General features: G+C 41.3%; 15 protein-coding genes. 8 read left to right on the forward strand and 7 right to left on the reverse strand.

From position 1 onward, the window contains the following. Positions 1-8 precede the first annotated feature (8 nt). The gene (locus tag OQX61_RS14225; RefSeq protein ID WP_265842415.1) at positions 9-1,055 is read right to left on the reverse strand and encodes a cyclic nucleotide-binding domain-containing protein; all 1,047 of its coding nucleotides are present in this window, start codon (positions 1,053-1,055) and stop codon (positions 9-11) included. A 327-nt stretch (positions 1,056-1,382) separates the two neighbouring features. Between OQX61_RS14225 and OQX61_RS14230 the strand changes: the two genes are divergently transcribed. The 7 genes from OQX61_RS14230 to OQX61_RS14260 all read left to right on the forward strand — a co-directional run bounded on the left by OQX61_RS14230 (position 1,383) and on the right by OQX61_RS14260 (position 11,306). Next, complete coding sequence (locus OQX61_RS14230) at positions 1,383-3,701, forward strand: PSD1 and planctomycete cytochrome C domain-containing protein (RefSeq protein ID WP_265842416.1); 2,319 nt, start codon at positions 1,383-1,385, stop codon at positions 3,699-3,701. 4 nt (positions 3,702-3,705) lie between these two features. Further along, a complete protein-coding gene (locus OQX61_RS14235) occupies positions 3,706-5,157 on the forward strand; it encodes a DUF1501 domain-containing protein (RefSeq protein ID WP_265842417.1) in 1,452 nt (483 codons plus the stop codon). A gap of 7 nt (positions 5,158-5,164) precedes the next feature. Beyond that, positions 5,165-6,190 (forward strand): hypothetical protein, encoded by a 1,026-nt coding sequence (locus OQX61_RS14240; RefSeq protein ID WP_265842418.1) that lies wholly within the window; start codon positions 5,165-5,167, stop codon positions 6,188-6,190. 9 nt (positions 6,191-6,199) lie between these two features. Next, positions 6,200-8,362 carry a c-type cytochrome domain-containing protein gene (locus OQX61_RS14245; RefSeq protein WP_265842419.1) on the forward strand — a complete coding sequence of 721 codons (2,163 nt, stop codon included), beginning with the start codon at positions 6,200-6,202 and terminating at the stop codon, positions 8,360-8,362. Between the two features lie 110 nt (positions 8,363-8,472). After that, positions 8,473-10,335 (forward strand): transketolase, encoded by a 1,863-nt coding sequence (locus OQX61_RS14250; protein ID WP_265842420.1) that lies wholly within the window; start codon positions 8,473-8,475, stop codon positions 10,333-10,335. Between the two features lie 18 nt (positions 10,336-10,353). Then, on the forward strand, positions 10,354-10,587 hold the full coding sequence (locus tag OQX61_RS14255) for a hypothetical protein (RefSeq protein WP_265842421.1): 234 nt from the start codon (positions 10,354-10,356) through the stop codon (positions 10,585-10,587). 59 nt (positions 10,588-10,646) lie between these two features. After that, positions 10,647-11,306, forward strand: a complete 660-nt coding sequence (locus tag OQX61_RS14260; protein WP_265842422.1) for an acetyltransferase — start codon at positions 10,647-10,649, stop codon at positions 11,304-11,306. A 443-nt stretch (positions 11,307-11,749) separates the two neighbouring features. Here OQX61_RS14260 and OQX61_RS14265 read toward each other — a convergent pair whose 3' ends face one another. The 6 genes from OQX61_RS14265 to OQX61_RS14290 form a co-directional block, all read right to left on the reverse strand. Continuing rightward, on the reverse strand, positions 11,750-12,499 hold the full coding sequence (locus tag OQX61_RS14265) for an alpha/beta hydrolase (RefSeq protein ID WP_265842423.1): 750 nt from the start codon (positions 12,497-12,499) through the stop codon (positions 11,750-11,752). 92 nt (positions 12,500-12,591) lie between these two features. After that, a complete protein-coding gene (locus OQX61_RS14270; protein ID WP_265842424.1) occupies positions 12,592-13,680 on the reverse strand; it encodes an alpha/beta fold hydrolase in 1,089 nt (362 codons plus the stop codon). 74 nt (positions 13,681-13,754) lie between these two features. Continuing rightward, on the reverse strand, positions 13,755-14,210 hold the full coding sequence (locus tag OQX61_RS14275; RefSeq protein ID WP_265842425.1) for a cupin domain-containing protein: 456 nt from the start codon (positions 14,208-14,210) through the stop codon (positions 13,755-13,757). A 65-nt stretch (positions 14,211-14,275) separates the two neighbouring features. Then, a complete protein-coding gene (locus tag OQX61_RS14280) occupies positions 14,276-15,505 on the reverse strand; it encodes a DUF418 domain-containing protein (RefSeq protein WP_265842426.1) in 1,230 nt (409 codons plus the stop codon). A 90-nt stretch (positions 15,506-15,595) separates the two neighbouring features. Then, entirely contained in the window at positions 15,596-16,348 is a 753-nt protein-coding gene (locus tag OQX61_RS14285; protein WP_265842427.1) for a LytTR family DNA-binding domain-containing protein, read from the reverse strand. 5 nt (positions 16,349-16,353) lie between these two features. Continuing rightward, complete coding sequence (locus tag OQX61_RS14290; protein ID WP_265842428.1) at positions 16,354-17,358, reverse strand: histidine kinase; 1,005 nt, start codon at positions 17,356-17,358, stop codon at positions 16,354-16,356. A 197-nt stretch (positions 17,359-17,555) separates the two neighbouring features. On the opposite strand from OQX61_RS14290, the gene OQX61_RS14295 reads away from it, so the two are divergent. Then, entirely contained in the window at positions 17,556-17,921 is a 366-nt protein-coding gene (locus OQX61_RS14295; RefSeq protein WP_265842429.1) for a DUF2200 domain-containing protein, read from the forward strand. The last annotated feature ends 164 nt before the right edge of the window (positions 17,922-18,085 follow it).

Raw genomic sequence — 18,085 nt, forward strand, 5'->3', positions numbered from 1 at the left:
TACAGTAACTAATTCTTTAAATGTGCCAGCCGGAGTGGATCAATGATCATAATTTTATTGGAATCCCGCATGATTAAACCGTCTTTTTTGAAATCACTCAAAACACGGCTAACCGTTTCTGAAGCCATTCCGGACATTGCAGCGAGGTTTTCCCTGGAGATATCTATCCATTGGACAACCCCCGAATTATTTTTAGGATATAATCGAAGCAACAATTGAGACATACGTTTTCTAACTGAAAAATAGGCAAATTCCAATAACTGGTGCTCTTTTCTCAGGTTGTTTGCCGCAATGATCTCTATGAATTTTTTGGATAAATCGGAAAATTTATCAATTAAGGGGTCAAGAACCGCCCGGGGGAAAGTATATAATAAGGTCTCCTCTATGGTTTCAGCGGTTTCATGATGTACCTCTGCCGAAAAGTAGGCATTGATGCCAAAGTATTCATTTTCCCTGTAAATGCCGGTTACCAAATCACGTCCATCTGTAGTCGTCTTCAGGGTTTTTACAGATCCGCTGGCGATAAGATATATGGAGTCTGCGGCATCTTCCTGATAATATATGACCTGTTTTCTCTTAAAATGTCGAAGTCTGGATTCACAGATTATTTTTTCAAAATATTCAATTCCATTTTTGATATTTTCCTCATTGATTATTGGATCCAGGCTTTTTTTTTGTTCCGATCTTTTTTTTAGCCTCATTTCAATGGTTTCCAATAATTCGATATTCTCAAAGGGCTTAATCAGGTAATCATCAGCCCCCATGATCATGCCTTTTCTGACTTCATTTTCGTCATTTTTAGAGGCTACAAAGATAAATGGGATAGACCGGGCTTGTGGGAATTTTCTTATTAATGATAGCGTCATACATCCATCAATATCCGGTAAGATAGCACTACATAAAATTAGGTCAGGCAGGACTGCAAGTGTCTGATTAACACCCTGCTTTCCATTCGAAGCTTTTATTACCTCATAATTAGCCATTTTTAACAATAAAACAGTGCTGGCCCTTGAGTCACTTTCTCCTGCTATGATGAGAATTTTATACTTTTTCATTTTGATTAGTAATAAGTGATCAATTAGTTCTTTTCTTCTTTATTGATTTTTTACTTGTATTGAAAAGTATTCCTGGTTTTTGTTAGTGAATCTAGGTATAATATTCTCCGTATTTGATATTAAGGACTGCGATTTTGAAAATCGTATAACAGGTGTGCAATAAGTGAGAAATTAATTGATGATTTTATACTAAAAGTACTGATGATTACTGTTGAATAGTCCATCTTTCTAATAGAATAATCCATTGTGTAAGTTGAATATATCTTTTAATATTACTTAGGATGAGGCGCGTAACTTCATCAACACCAGAAACCAAATATATTTTGTATGTACCGCAGGCTATTTTATTTAATGCTCGCGTTTGTGGGTATTGTGTATGCTATACAAGCCTGTAATTCGTCGGGTAATGAAAGTGTCGAAGATCAGATGCCGGATACCGTTAGCTATAACTTTCATGTGCGCCCCATCTTGTCTGATAAGTGTTTTGCCTGTCATGGCCCTGACGCAAATAAACGGGAAGCAGGCTTAAGACTCGATATCGCGGAAGCAGCTTACAAGGCCTTAAAGGAGAACCCTTCTGCACACGCTCTTGTCCCTTTTAAACCCGGAGCATCTGAGGTTTTTCTTCGGATCTCCTCAACCGATTCCGCATTGATCATGCCCCCGAAATCCTCCCATCTAAAACTGACCACACATGAAATTGCAGTGATTGAAAAATGGATTAAACAAGGGGCTAAATATGAGCGACACTGGGCATTCACGCCCCCGAAAATGCCGAAAATCCCAACAGTGAAGACCGAAGACTGGGCAAAGAATGAACTGGATTATTTTGTCCTGCAAAAGTTGGAACAGCAAGGAGTAAAGCCTAATCCGGAAGCAGATAAAGAAAGAATTTTGAAAAGGCTGAGCCTGGACCTGACCGGATTGCCTCCGGGTATAGAACTGATGGATAAATACCTGGCAGATGGTAGCAGTAATGCCTATGAAAAAGTAGTTGAATCCTTGTTGAAAAGCCCTGCTTATGGCGAGAAAATGGCCCTCCATTGGATGGATGTTTCCCGTTATGCGGATTCCCATGGTTATCAGGACGATAATTACCGTTCTCAATGGCCATGGCGCGACTGGGTAATTCATGCTTTTAATCAGAATATGTCTTATGACCAGTTTATTACCTGGCAGCTGGCAGGAGACCTCATGCCCAATGGAACTAAAGAACAGTTGCTGGCTACCGGCTTTAACCGTAACCATAAAATCACCGAAGAGGGTGGGGTCATTGATGAAGAATATCGGGTAGAATATGTGACCGATCGTACTAATGCCTTTGGGAAAGCATTACTAGGGGTCACATTAGAATGTGCTCATTGTCATGATCATAAATATGATCCATTCTCTCAGAAGGAGTATTATGAGGTATTCGCTTTCTTTAATAATGTTAAGGAAGTTGGGTTGGAATCCAGTGTTGGCGGACCGGAAACTTATGCGAAAAAGCCATTGATGGAAATCAGCAATGAGGACCTTAAAAAGGTGCTTTCTTTTGTAAATAAGCAAGATACTAATAAGCTCATTGTATCGGTAATGGGTGAAAGAGATACGCTGCGGAAAACATACATCCTGAACAGGGGTGTGTATGATAACCATGGCACAGAAGTGGCAGCAGGAACGCCGGAATCTATATTGCCTTTTGGGAAGCAGTATGCTAAAAACCGACTTGGGCTCTCTAAGTGGTTGTTTGATAAACAGAATCCATTGACCTCCAGGGTATTTGTGAACCAGGTATGGCAGCAGGTTTTTGGTCGCGGTCTGGTCAAAACATCGGGGGATTTCGGGATGCAGGGCGAACTGCCTTCTCATCCTGAATTGTTGGACTGGCTGGCGGTAGATTTCATGAACCATGGCTGGAATATCAAACGCCTGGTCAAACAGATCGTCAGCTCTGCAACTTACCGGCAGTCGGCAGTCCTGTCGGCAGAAAAATTAAAGACAGATCCGGAAAATATTTTGCTGTCCAGAAGTTCCCGACACCGGATTCCGGCAGAATCGGTTAGAGATGTCGTATTAGCCAGCAGCGGACTGCTGGTGAAAACCATTGGCGGACCAAGTGTAAAACCTTATCAACCTGAAGGTCTTTGGGAAGCAGCCACCTCTGGTCGCGGAATTCTGGCTAAATACACACAGGACCATGGCGGTAGTCTATACAGAAGAGGGATGTATACCTTCATCAAACGCACCGTACCACCTCCTTCAATGAGCATTTTTGATGCGAGTAACAGAGATCAGTGTGAAGTACAGCGTTTAAATACGAATACGCCATTACAAGCTTTGGTAATGATGAACGATCCTACTGTATTGGAAGCTTCCAGGGTATTAGCCGCCAGGTTATTACAGGAAAAAACAGCCGTTCCCGCTAAATTGATTAAGGCATTCCGCATGATCGTATGCAGGAATCCGAACGAAAAAGAGATTAAATTACTGAGTGCTTATTATGCTGATCAGCTTAAGGTTTTTGAGAAAAAAACACAGGCAGAAAAAGTGCTGGCCGTTGGCGAGTATCCCATTCCAGGGGAAATCAATAAACGCAATCTGGCGGCAATGATGCAGGTGATGACCACCATTTATAATTTAGAAGAAACCATTACAAAAACTTAGAGATATGGAAAAGGATTTTTTAGAACATGGGCTTAATTCCAACAGGCGTCGTTTTTTATCCAGGCTAAGTTTAGGTCTTGGTAGTGTAGCTTTGGGTTCCTTACTGATCCCGGATTTATTTACAGGCGGAATGGACGAAAGCAGCCTTCCTCCGGGAATTCCTGATTTTGCGCCAAAGGCCAAAAGAGTGATTTATCTGTTCCAGAACGGGGCACCTTCACAACTGGAGTCTTTTGATTACAAGCCAAAGCTAAGGGAAATGATGGGACAGGAGCTACCAGCTTCTATCCGTTCCGGACAACGGCTTACTGGTATGACCGCCAATCAGGCCTCCTTTCCGCTGGTAGGTTCTTATTTTGATTTTAAACAATATGGTGATTCCAGAGCATGGATCAGTGACCTGTTCCCATATACGGCAAAAGTGGTCGATGATATTTGCATCATCAAATCCATGCATACAGAAGCAATCAATCATGATCCGGCTTTGACCTTTTTTCAAACGGGCGCTCAACAAGGTAACAGGCCAAGTATGGGGGCATGGCTGAGTTATGGCCTGGGCAGCGAAAATAAAAATCTTCCTGCTTTTACCGTACTGCTTTCAAGAGGGAAAGGAAATGGCCAGGGGGTGTATTCTAAACTATGGACCAATGGGTTTCTGGATTCTACGCATCAGGGCGTGCAATTTAGCAGTGGGGAAGATCCGGTATTGTACCTGAAAGATCCGGCAGGGCTGAACAGGTTTGAAAGAAGAAAGATGCTCGATCAGCTGGCTGAACTCAACAATATTTCTTATCAGGAATTTGGTGATCCCGAGATTAGTGCAAAAGTGCAGCAGTATGAGATGGCCTATAGAATGCAAACTGCAGTTCCGGAAACGACAGACCTTAGTAAGGAACCAGACGATATTATAAAGCTTTACGGACCGGATTGTCTGGTACCCGGAACTTTCGCTGCCAATTGTTTGCTGGCAAGGAAATTAAGTGAGGATGGGGTTCGCTTCGTTCAGCTGTACCATCAGGGCTGGGACCAACATGGTAACTTACCTTCGGAAATGGCCGGACAAGCGAAGGATGTGGACCAGGCTTCTGCGGCATTGATCACCGACTTGAAACAAAGGGGCTTACTGGATGAAACACTGGTCATTTGGGGTGGGGAATTTGGACGTACCAATTACAGTCAGGGGGCTATGACGAAAGATAATTATGGCCGTGACCATCATCCACGTTGCTTTAGCATCTGGATGGCCGGAGGAGGTGTAAAGCCCGGAATTGTATATGGTGAATCAGACGAGTTTGGCTATAATGTCATTTCAAATCCGGTACACGTGCATGATTTTCAGGCAACAGTCCTGCATCAGCTCGGCTTAAACCATGAGAAATTAACTTTTAAACACCTCGGTCGCCGTTACAGACTGACGGATGTTGCAGGGAAGGTTGTAAATGACATCTTAATCTAAAACATTGATGGAAAGAAGAACATTTTTAAAACAGACTACGATTATTTCAGCGAGCTTCTTCATTACAAAAGACTTGTATGCAAAACCAACAGGACCGCTCTACGGGCATAACGAGATGCGTTATAGGTTGGATACCAAATGGGGGCAATTGAATCCTTCACAACATCCGGTAAATGATTGCCATGAAATGGTTCAGGATGCTAAAGGAAGGATTATTTTGCTGACCAATGAGACTAAAAATAACATTCTTATTTATAATAAATCCGGGAAACTGCTGGATTCCTGGGGGCATGAATTTCCAGGTGCCCACGGGCTTACCCTCGCAAAAGAAAACGGAAAAGAGTATCTTTTTATAACGGATACGGACAGGCATCAGGTTTATAAAACAACGATGGATGGAAAAATCCTGATGACCATTGACTGTCCAATGGAGACCGGTTTGTATAAAAAGAAGGAGGAGTTTGTACCTACCGAAACGGCCGTTGCCGATAACGGAGATTTCTTTATTGCGGATGGTTATGGTTTACAATATGTGTTTCATTATAGTGCAGCGGGTAAACTGCTAAGTTATTTTGGCGGCAGAGGGCCAGAAACCAAACATCTGGACAATGCGCATGGGGTATGTATTGACCATCGCTACGGTACCGCTTCTTTGCTGGTAACCGATCGTACCCGCAATTGCTTCAAACGTTTCGATATGCAGGGCAATTTAAAAGAAATCATTCAGCTACCAGGAGCCTGTGTATGCAGACCCGTCATCAAAAATGATTACCTCTATGCTGCGGTGCTGCGCTCACCGGATCTGAATCATGAAGGAAGTGGTTTTACTACAATCCTGAATAAAGACAATCAGGTGGTTTCCAATATTGGCGGTCAGGCACCTGTGTATAAAGATGGCGTATTGCAGCCCATGAGGCAAGGGGAAAAAATCTTACTAAATCCACATGATGTATGTGTTGATGATGATGAGAATTTGTATGTAGCCCAATGGGCTTCAGGAAAAGTTTATCCTTATAAATTTACCAGGGTATAGTTATTATTTATGAGCATAACTTTTAAAGGTCTGGCTGCGAATGCGCTGTTTGCAGCTAATGTTTTTATCCTTTTTTTACTCGTTTTTAGCGATCAGCTGGCTATTCCATATTGGTTACAACCTTTAGGAAGAATGCACCCGATGATCCTGCATTTTCCTATTGTCCTGCTGATGCTGGCGATGTTAATGGAGTTTTTCCGATTTAAAGAAACTTACCTGAAAGAGCCGTTATACCAGAGTTTTACTACGGGACTCTTACTTTCCGGTACGCTGCTTTCGGCAGTGACTGTCATTATGGGGCTGTTGCTCTCCAAAGAGGAGGGCTATACGGGAACACTATTGCAATGGCATAAATGGACCGGAGTGGGCCTCGTTTTTTTTGCTTCCATTATTTATTGGTCCAGGAATGCTTCCTGGTATAAAATTACACTGGCCAGAACTGGCGCAATCATAACCATCATCTGCTTAATTCTTGCCGGTCACTATGGTGCCTCATTAACCCATGGGGATAACTTCGTGATGGAGCCGGTAACTGCTGAGAAAGAGGTGTCTAAGGTGCCTTTGGCCCAGGCAAAAGTGTTTGAAGATGTGATCCTACCCATTTTTTCTCAGAAATGCCTGAGCTGCCATAATCTGGAAAAGGCAAAAGGTAGTCTGATGATGGAACATGCAGCAGATTTGCTTAAAGGAGGGAAGAGTGGAAAGCTATTTGTGCCCGGTAAACCGGAAATCAGTTTGCTGCTGGAACGGATTCATCTGCCTTTGGACGATAAAAAACACATGCCACCAAAGGGAAAAAATCAATTGACTAATGAGGAAATTGCGGTTTTAAAGTTTTGGATTAAAGGGAATGCGGAGCTTAAGAAGAAAGTCGTTGATTTACCGGTACAGGATTCTTTAAGGATTTTGGCGGCTACTTTTCTGGCACCTTCGGAAGCCAGAGTATCAAAATATGACTTTGCGGCTGCGGACGAAAAGACGATTAAAAAATTGAATAACAATTACCGGATTGTTTATACACTGGCGAAGGAATCACCGGCTTTAGCAGTCAATATTTACAATAAAAGTGTCTATAAACCGGAGGCATTAAAGGAACTGGAAGACATTAAAAAGCAAGTGGTTTCCCTGGACCTTAAAGGGATGCCGGTTCGCGATTCGGAATTGAAAACAATAGCGCGTTTTGAAAATCTGAATACGCTGAACCTTAATTTCACCAGTATTACCGGAACAGGGTTGAAAGAACTTCAGGCGTTGAAAAATTTAAACACACTATCTTTATCAGGCACTAAAGTAACTTTTAGTACCATAAAGCCGGTTATGGAGTTAAAGCGTCTTAAAAAGCTGATGTTATGGAATACCGGAATTACGGATTCAGAACTACAGCAACTGCAGAAATCGAATAAGAATGTCAAGGTCATTGTTGGTTTTAAAGATGATGGTAAACATCCGATCCGGTTAAATCAACCCCGGTTAAGTAATGAGGTCGCCGTTTTCAAAACCTCATTGGCCTTGCAAATGAAACACCCGGTTAATGGCGTTCAAATCCGCTATACCACAGATGGTTCGGAACCCGATAGTTTGAGTTCCAGCTTGTTTGGTAAGGAACTTTTGCTGAGAGAAAGTACCACTTTAAAGGCGAAAGCGTATAAAGATGGATGGTTTGGAAGCGAGACTATTACGGCTAATTTTTACAAGAGCGGTTATCAGCCGGATACCATACTTTTTCTCCTTCCACCTGACGATAAATATAAGGCGGGGGGCGCAAAAATTCTTACCGACCATCAGCTTGGAGATTATGAGGCCAATTCAGGTAAATGGATTGGGGTGAGGCAAAATAATTTAGAAGCTTTGTTGTTCTTTAAGCGTCCTGTGATGATGCAATCTGTTGTTTTAAATGTGATGAGGCTGGTTCCAACTTATATTTTGCCTCCCGTAGCAGTAGAGATCTGGGCCGGCTCAGCAAAAAATAAACTTCATTTGCTGAGTACCGTAAAACCAGCAGCAACCATCAAAGGCGCGGAACGGGCATTGATAAAAGTGGAAAGCAACTTTAAACCTCAAAATATTACTTACCTGAAAATTGTGGTCAAAAACCTAAAGAAACTTCCGGAATGGCATCCGGGTAAAGGGCAGCCGGCATGGGTGTTTATCGATGAAATACTATTGAATTAACGGCCCCACCCAAATCTGGTAATTTATCTGTTTTTTGAACTATTCCAAATCTGGATTGTTTTTAAAGTGACTGGTTATGCTTTATACTACTCATACATAAAATAAAAATTATGGAGAATTATGAAAGTTTGCAGAAGAAGGCCAATTTGGTTCGGAAGTGGTGCTTAAAATCCACTACAGCAGCGGGATCCGGACATCCTACTTCTTGTTTGTCAGCTGCCGATATGATGACTGTACTTTTCGACTGCTATTTCAGGTACGATATTAAGAATCCACTTAATTTATACAATGATCGTTTTGTGCTATCTAAAGGGCACGCTGCACCCTTGCTATATACATTATTTGGGATGACTGGTGCTTATCCCCTGGATGAATTACTGTCGCTGAGGGAATTTGACAGCCGTTTTGAAGGTCATCCTACACCGAAGTTCAGCTACGCTGAGGCAGCCACAGGCTCGCTGGGGCAGGGGCTTTCGGTTGGAGCTGGCTTTGCTTTGTTAGCCAAAAGAGAGTCTTTAGATTGCAAAACTTATGTGCTTTTAGGCGACGGGGAACTGGCAGAAGGGCAAGTATGGGAGGCCGCGAACTTTGCAACTTGTCATCAGTTGGGTAATCTTGTGGCTATCGTTGATGTCAACCGTTTGGCACAGAGCGGAGAGACGATGTTTGGATGGGATGTCGAAAAATATGAGCAGCGCTTCCGGGCATTTGGATTTGAGACGATTGTGGTCAATGGTCATGACTTTAAAGAATTGGACCAGGCATTTAAGCAGGCATTTTATCATCAGGGGGATCAACCATTAGCGATTATTGCACAAACGATTAAGGGTAAAGGGGTTTCTTTCCTGGAAGACAAGGATGGCTGGCATGGAAAAGCACTGACCGGAGAAGAACTGCTAAAAGCATTGAGAGAGCTTGGAGAACCTAACAATAATCTACGGCTAAATTTAAAACAACCCGATATCACCAGGGTTGGGGAGCCGACAGTTATAGAATCCTTTATAGATCTTTCCTTTAAAAAGGACAAGGAATATGCTACAAGGGAAGTTTTCGGACAGGCAATCACTGAATTGGGAAAAGATAATACCGGGATCTATGTGCTGGATGCAGATGTGAAAAATTCAACTTTTACCGAATCATTTTTATATGTTTTACCTGAGCGATTTGTAGAATGTTTCATAGCTGAGCAAAATATGGTTTCAGTTGCGGTAGGTTTATCCAGACTAGGGAAAATACCAGTAGTAGCTACTTTCGGTGCATTTTTGAACAGGGCAGCCGATCAGATCCGGATGGCCAGGGTTTCTGAGGCCAATATTAAATTTGTAGGATCTCATGTGGGCGTCTCCATCGGAGCGGATGGCCCTTCACAAATGGCCCTGGAGGATATTGCTTTGTTCGGGGCTATTCCGGGTACCGTTATTTTTCAACCAGCTGATGCGGTGTCAACAGCAAAATTGACGAACCTGATGATGGCGCATTGCGGCTTCGTTTATATGCGGACATTGCGCGCTAAAACGCCTGTCTTATATGAGAATACTGAAGTGTTTATGGTTGGCGGATCAAAAATACTGCGGCAATCTGCAAACGACCAACTTACGATTGTTGCCAGTGGTATTACTGTTTTTGAGGCACTCAAAGCAGCAGATAAATTAAATGAAGAAGGGATAAGTGTACGTGTAATGGATTGTTATTGCATCAATCCCATCGACAAGGATACTTTGATAAATTGTATATTGGAAACAAAGCATGCCATATTGGTAACAGTTGAAGATCATTTTACCCACGGTGGGATGGGTGATTTTGTAATGGCTTCACTAGCTGGAACAGATCAGCCAGTACATGTCGAAAAGATGGCCGTAAACCATGTTTCCCGGTCGGGGAAAATGGATGAGCTGTTGGATGATGCTGGTATCAGTGCATCTGCGATTATTACCCGTATACATTTTTTAATTCCGACAGCGGTATTTCATTAAATGCGCTGTCCCTAAAACATGGATAAGAATTTTAGTCCTGAATTTATGAAACTGAAAATTCAAATATTTATTGCATTGACAGCGCTGGCATTTACAGGGTGTGGTTCCGATCGGAATAAGAAAAAAGTATTGGATTCATTAATGACGGATACTGCCATTATTGATACCACGAATATGAAGGCTGCTCCTTCTGATACAACTGTCATGAGAATGGATACGGTTGGAAAGGATACGGTCTTAGTTGCACATTAAATAAAAGATGAAATAATAGGCGCTCTATTTTTAAACATTGTTTTTTAAAAAGATCAATTATGTTAATAATAGGAGCTAAAGGGTTTGCAAAAGATATTTTGGAAATTCTTCGACAGAATAATGAACTGGATCAGTTAGTTTTTTATGATGATATAAATTTAGATATTGAAGATGAATTATTTGGTGAGTTCCCAATAATAAATTCCATCAGCGATGCTGAGCAATACTTTTCAAACATTGATGACCGGTTTTCAATTGGGATTGGAAATCCCGGTTTAAGATGTAAAATGTACCATAAATTTACAGCCTTAGGCGGGGTGTTGCATGCTACAATCAGTCCAAAAATAGATGTGGGAAACTATGATGTAAATATAGCCGAAGGATGCAATATTTTGTCAGGTGTAAAAATCTCCAATAGTGTTGAAATAGGGATGGGAACCATGATTTATTATAATGCCATTATCAATCATGATGTAGTGATTGGGAAATTTGTTGAAATATCTCCCGGCGCTATTGTTCTGGGGAATTGTAGAATAGGCAATTTTACCCATATCGGATCAGGGGCAGTTATATTACCAGGGGTAGTTATCGGGAATTATGTGAAAATTGCTGCGGGAGCGGTTGTAACCCATAATACGCCACATCATGTCCTGACTGCCGGGGTTCCTGCAATGATAAAGAAAACGAACTATTATTCCCCTTTGGCCTGGATTTGTTAAATACCATTCCTGAATATGATCCGGTCAGACCGCAAGTGAAAACTATGAAAGGATCATTAACTCGTCGATGAACATCGGCTCTGGGTCTTTCCATTGGTGCTCGGAACAGGTAAGCGCTTGTTCGAAAGCGGTGTTCCGCCACATGCACTCTCGCTGGTTTCAACGCGGAGTACCTCAAAAGGCGTCCTCCTCAACACTTACCGACCTGCCGGAGCCCTGATAGGTTTGCTATGCCTGGCCATTAGCCCAGAAAGTCTGGTGGATAGGTTTTTTGATTGTATTTCAGGTCTATTTCTTTTAAAAATTCTTTTCGCTTGTCGGTTAATTCAGGAAGAGGTAGAATCTGGCCAGGTAGCACAGGTTCGCCTATTTCCCTGAATAGATTTTCTAGTCCTGCAGGGACAACCGTACAAAGCAAGCGTGCATAGTTTTCAGAAGTGTTCTTAAAACAATGAATAGCCCCGCCAAGAGGTATGTTGACAAAAGTACAAGTACCCTTCACGATATAGATCGGTTGGAATGCTGGCAATTTCTTCATCTGTTGGATTGGCTATACCTGCATAAATCACTTCAGCACCTGAGGCTTCTTGTGCACGGGCATCTGTAGCTTGCTTTAAACGCTCCTGGATCGTAGTTAATTGAGAATTCTGAAAACCATTACGTCTTACCTCACCTGAATTAAACATACTTAAGGTCGCCACGGCTTTAAAACGTTTATCTCCCTGAGCTGCCTTTAAAGTATAACCGCCACCACCACAGATTCCTAAAACACCCAGATGATTCGCGTCAACCCCCGGGTACCGGGTAATAAAGTCGGCCATACCATGAATATCTTCGATACGATTTGCAGGCTTATCGATGTGACGTGGCTGTCCACCACTAGCGCCTTGATAAGCAGCATCGGCAGTAATAGTGATATAACCCGACTCTGCCAAACGTTGGGCATATAAACCGGTTGTCTGCTCTTTTACTCCACCATTGGGGTGGGCCAGCACTACTGTCGGATATTTCTTTGCCGGATCATAATCCGCAGGTGTATAAACATTGGCCGCGATATCAATCCCATTCACTTTATAAGCCACCGGATGAATATTCACTTTTCCAGATACATTTTCTGTAATGGCTTTCCCATAAACTAAGTCAAAAGGATTTTTTGATTTGGTTTGAGCTGAAGAAATAATACTTGCTGTCATAAACATTGCGATTAGAATTAATGTTATCTTTTTCATTTTATATCACTTTGTTGTTAAAGTTTTAATACCTGTATCTATTTCCTTTTTGGTAATTATTTCAAATCCAGGCTCTTCTTTCCTAGCCACCCGGACAGTACATCAGCTACTTCGATATTATTCAGATCAGCAAAGGGGAAGTGGGTATTTCCATTTATTCCAATCTCCGGGAGATGTACCACCCTGGCATCGCCTCCATGTTTATTGATGGTGGTTGCCCATGCTCTAGCCATTTCGAGCCCTGAACGCCAATGGTCCTTATTCCACACATCGGTCGGCTCTTTGGCGATATTATCTCCATAGTAGATCACGATCGGTATCCTGGTCAGTTTAATGAAATCCGACAAGGGTATTTCCGTTCCACTCAGCTCGCCAAAAAGCCCTGTTGATTTTATTGGCTGTGGGAGTTCTCCTATGGGGAAGACGAAACCGCTGTAGGGTTCGTAGGCAACAACAGCTTTGACCTTTTCATTTTTAATGGTTGTCAACCAGCCAGGACCACCTCCCTGCGAATGTGTTACCAGTATGCCTTCTCCAATTTTATCAAATAATTGTGACACTGCATCTGTGACCACCATGGCATCAAAAGGACCTGTGTTTGGAGTCATCTGTCTATAAAACTGTTCAAGTGAAGCAGGATCCCCTGGAAACTGAACATTTGGAAAATAATCAGGATAATTGCCGATCCTGAATTGACTGAACCAGAACTGTTCATCGGGAGTGGGGGTTGTGGTTGCCGCAACAATACTTCTTCCAGCATCGCCTCGTCTGGGCTGGTCGAGTAGATAAACTCCAAAACCACGTCTTAGGAAAATATTCTGGAATCCTTCTCTTCCGTCAGGAGTGCTTTCCCATGTCTTTTTGGACTGTCCTGCTCCATGGAGAAAAACCAATGGATATTTACGGGCCTTTACCGGAATTTGGTAAAAGGCATAAGCATGGTCACCATGAAAGGTTTGTCCATTAGGTTTCAATGCATTATCCAAATCGAAGTTTCCAGCTTCGGTAAGCTTAGTTCCTCCAACAGCAAAGCTGCCTTGCTGAGCAATGGTTAACGGTTTCTGTTTTTGCCGGGCATTGAGCGAAATTGTCGCAGCCAACAATAATATTAATACTCCCGGGTACATAACTAATTCCTTTTTCATATTAAATAGCTCTTATTGTGAATCCCCTGCGCCTCATGAGTTCCTTTGCTTAATAAGTAACAAAATCTGTAAAACTATTTGTTGCCGTTATATTCTGCATCTGTAACTTTGTGTAACCAGATCGTTTTTCCTTTTTGTGAAGGAGAGGTGGCAATGTAAGTGACACCACTTTCAGGTGTTGCTCCATGCCAGTGCTCAACGCCAGGTAAACATTTGACAACTTCGCCTCTACGTACGATCTGTTTTGGTTTTCCTTTTTCCTGATAGTAACCAATACCTTCAGTAATGATTAAAATTTGTCCTCCGGGATGGGTATGCCAATCTAATCTTGCTCCTAGATCAAATATGGCTACTGAAGTGCCATAAGCGAAAACACGATCAGGCGAATTCAACTCTGTGAGCCAAACATTTCCGACATGATGAACATTTGGGGATTTTTTTCCTTTTGGAAAGATCGGACCTTCCTGTGCTGCCGCTGGATTAGAGAGCACAGCAAAGAATAATATCGAAAAATAAAGTACCTGTTTCATAAAGCTCATTTTTTTAAATTGTTAAATAGCTATTTGTATTAATTAGGATAATAGCTGTTAGATTACTATCGTTTCAGTGGTTGCCATTTCAGATAAGTGCCTGATCTCCATAGCCATTCCACGGGTCCGTAACGGAACTGCTGTAGCCAGTAATGGCTAAGCTGTATTTGTAAAACAGTGTAACATAAACAGACGACTACACTTAAGAATACGCCTAAATCATGATGCAGTGCAAGGCCATAGCCATAGAATATAAATACGCCTAAAACAGATTGTAACATATAGTTTGTGAGTCCCATCCGTCCATAACTCACTAGTTTTTTCAGGTTTTGTTGTACCGGCTTTCTGTTGTATAACTCAATGATCAGGATAACCCACAAATAAGCGGAAAGTAAGTTGATCAGGCTGTCCACCGGAATGGCCAACCAGGCAGCTAAGCTCAGTCTTTCACCTTGTGGTAAATAAGGCTTAACCGCATACAGTAAGAGCACTGCGACTAAAGCAATCCAGACGGCGCTAAGCAGAGAATGTCGGTACTTACCTATGTTTTGAAACAGTCGCATACGGCCGGTCAATAAGCCCAGGATAAAAAAGCCCATTGTCATATATCCGCGGCCATATTCTCCAAATTGGAAATTGAATTTAAAACTCAATTGTTCTGTAGTATTGTGTTGAAGATTGGTTGAAAAGGATTTTTGGAGAAAAATCTCCTGCCAGCGCGCTCTTCGTTCTGCAGGTTTTTCTACTTGCTGCTGGCTCGTGTCTGGAACAAATGCCTTATATCCGATATAGGTTAATTGAGCGCCGCCCAGTACAAAAAATAGCGCAATGGAAATCAACCATTTATTTGACCACCGATACATCATCACTAAAGGCAGCCCTAATACGGCATAGATGATTAAAATGTCATTGCGGAAGATAGCGCTATGCACTAATCCAATAATAAACAGCAGGGTTAAACGCCATAGGAAACGCCCGCGAAAATCAATTCCTTTTTTAGCTGCGCTATCCATTTGGATGAAGAAACTCAACCCAAATAGAAAAGAAAATATGATGAAGAATTTGCCCGTGATCAAATATTGCAGGATCCAGCTGGTAATCTCATCCATCGTGCCTATCCAGGGGAATGGGGGCGCCGCATTGCTGGTGAATGCGCCAAAATGTTGGAAAGCATGAGTCGCGCAAATACCTATTAAGGTGATGCCACGCATGGCATCAATTACGGTAATTCTGTTATTTGTGGTTTCTTGCTTACTTATCGCCTGCATAAAATTGTAATATTCTAATGTAAACATCAAGAAATTATTTCATGCTATTTTGAATAGAGGGACCAACACGAAAATCAAGCGCTTTAAGACGAAAGGACGTGCTCAAAAATCATTTTATTATTCGTTTACCAGCCATTCTTTAAACTCTGCGGCTTTATTTTTACTGATGTAAATTCGTTCAGGGACGTCTCTGTCAAGCGTTAGGAGTAACCGGCTGTCGAACCATACCGTTATATTTTTGACGGCATTACGGGCAATGATGAATTGCTTATTGGCCCGATAGAAATTAGCCGGATTCAACGTGGAAAAAATATGATCTAATGTTTTGGGATAAGGGTAGGTGTTCCCGTCCATCAGTCCAATAGTCGTGTTTTTATCCGTGGTATAGAAATAGGAAACCTCCTGAAGATCAACCGGCAGTAGTTTATCCTTATGCGGAATTAAAAGCTTGTTTTGATAACGGGGTGTTGGTGTTAACTGGTTTACCTTCGATACATACTCTGCAATATTGGCAGGGGACAATTTTTTAAATTTGTGAAGGGCACGTTCTAATTCAGTGGTCTTTATTGGCTTGAGTAAATAATCAATACTATTTACTTTAAATGCTTCAATCGCATATTCGTCATAAGCCGTTGTAAAAATAATCGGGACTTCAATTTCAATATGCTCAAAAATCAAAAATGCTGAACCGTCAGACAAATGGATATCCATTAATATAAGATCGGGCAGGGGACGTTCATTTAGCCGGTTAATGGTCTGGCTAACACTTTCTGTATTTCCTGTCACTTCTATACCAGGATCAATTTCCTTCAAAATCTCTACTAAACTTTCAAAAGCAGCGGTTTCATCTTCAACGATCAGTATCTTCATATTGATTATCCTAGTGGTAAATAGACATTAAATACTTTCCCTTTATTTTCAACCTTAATTTGTCTGTCCATCAATAATAAATAACGACTTTCCAGGTTTTTAAGCCCGGTTCCATTGGTTTCTGATAGACCTAGTTTTGGATAAACAGGATTAGAAACGACAAGTTCATTATTTTCATTAATAAATATATCAATGACCATTTTATGATCACTGTCAATCCTATTATGGACAACTACATTGTCAAGGAGGGGAAGAATGGAAAGCACAGGTACCTTTTGTGATAATGCATTTTCATCAATATTCATGTGATATTCCAGCTTGTTGGCGAAACGGATTTCCATCATATAGCGAAAGGCATCAACAAAAGTCAGCTCTTCTCCTAAAGTTACCAGTCCTTTTTTGTCGCTTTGAAGAATATAGCGAAACACATCAGAGAGCTTATTAACGTAAGTCAGCGTTTCTTCATTGTTCTTTTTCCGGATTAAGGAGGTCAAACCATTAAGGGAATTAAAAAAGAAATGCGGGTTAATCTGGTTTGTCAGAGCATCATAACGGCTTTGCAGGTTTTTTACTTTTAATTCCTCTATTTCCTGTTCTTTTTTTCGCTGTTCATTATACAAGGTGACGATATGTCCCATCAGCGTACTTAAAATAGAAACAATAAAGAATTGAAACAGGACCAGACTCCCATAGTGTTTTAACCTTGTATACATCAAAAAAGAGATTCCTCCATAGATGGCAAAAGCTACACCGGAAATAATGGTATTATAAGCGAAACGCTTTTTGAAGTCAGCGGTTTTTATTTGCTCTAAATTGATTTTTATTAATAAAAAAATCAGACCTGCAAGGAATGTGTATCGTAATAAAAAAAAAGAAATATAGTTTGCTTTCCCTGATCCGCCGAGCTTTTCTAAATCATAAGGTAACCAGGTGATATCCGGATAGATCACAAACATTGCAGCGATCAGGCTGATTAAAAGTAACTGGTAAGAATTATATTTTTTAAGCAATTTGTTCCTTATTTATTAGTAAAATAAAACGATCCCGGACAAAGATGAAGAAATTAGTTTATGCTTTCTTTAAAAAGGATCAAAGCGAAAAACACAGGGTTCAAGACGAAAGCGTGTTGTGTTCAGAAATTATTGTGTTTTTGGTGACCAGTGTTTTTTTGGTATGTTTATAACGAAGATCAATTCATTTAATTAGTATGAACACTACCAGCACGCACAATGAGCGTATTGCAAAAATGACCTTTGCCTCGGTCTATCCGATGTATCTCGCAAAAGTGGAGAAAAAAGGAAGAACAAAAGAAGAGTTGGATCAGGTAATAACATGGCTGACTGGTTTCAATAGCCAGAAACTAAAAGAGCTGATGGAGAAAAAGGTCACCTTTGAAGCATTCTTTCAAATGGCAACCCTAAATGCCAATGCCCATCTGATAACCGGAGTAATTTGCGGATATCGTATCGAGGAAATTGAGAATCCTTTGACGAAGCAGGCCCGATACCTGGACAAGTTGGTGGATGAACTGGCAAAGGGACGGAAGATGGAGAAGGTATTGCGTAGTAAATAGACAGTGTTTTAATTGAATAGTCCATTAAATATGTAGAATAATCCATTGTTTAGCTTGAGGATTTAATATAATATTACAGTAGCTGATTGAATAACTTCAGCCACAGCAATTGAAAACCAAATACCACTGATGGATATTTCTTCTGCAACCAGATGGTAAAATGT

The organism is Pedobacter sp. PLR, from assembly GCF_026239675.1.
In the GTDB taxonomy this organism is placed as follows: Bacteria; Bacteroidota; Bacteroidia; order Sphingobacteriales; family Sphingobacteriaceae; genus Pedobacter.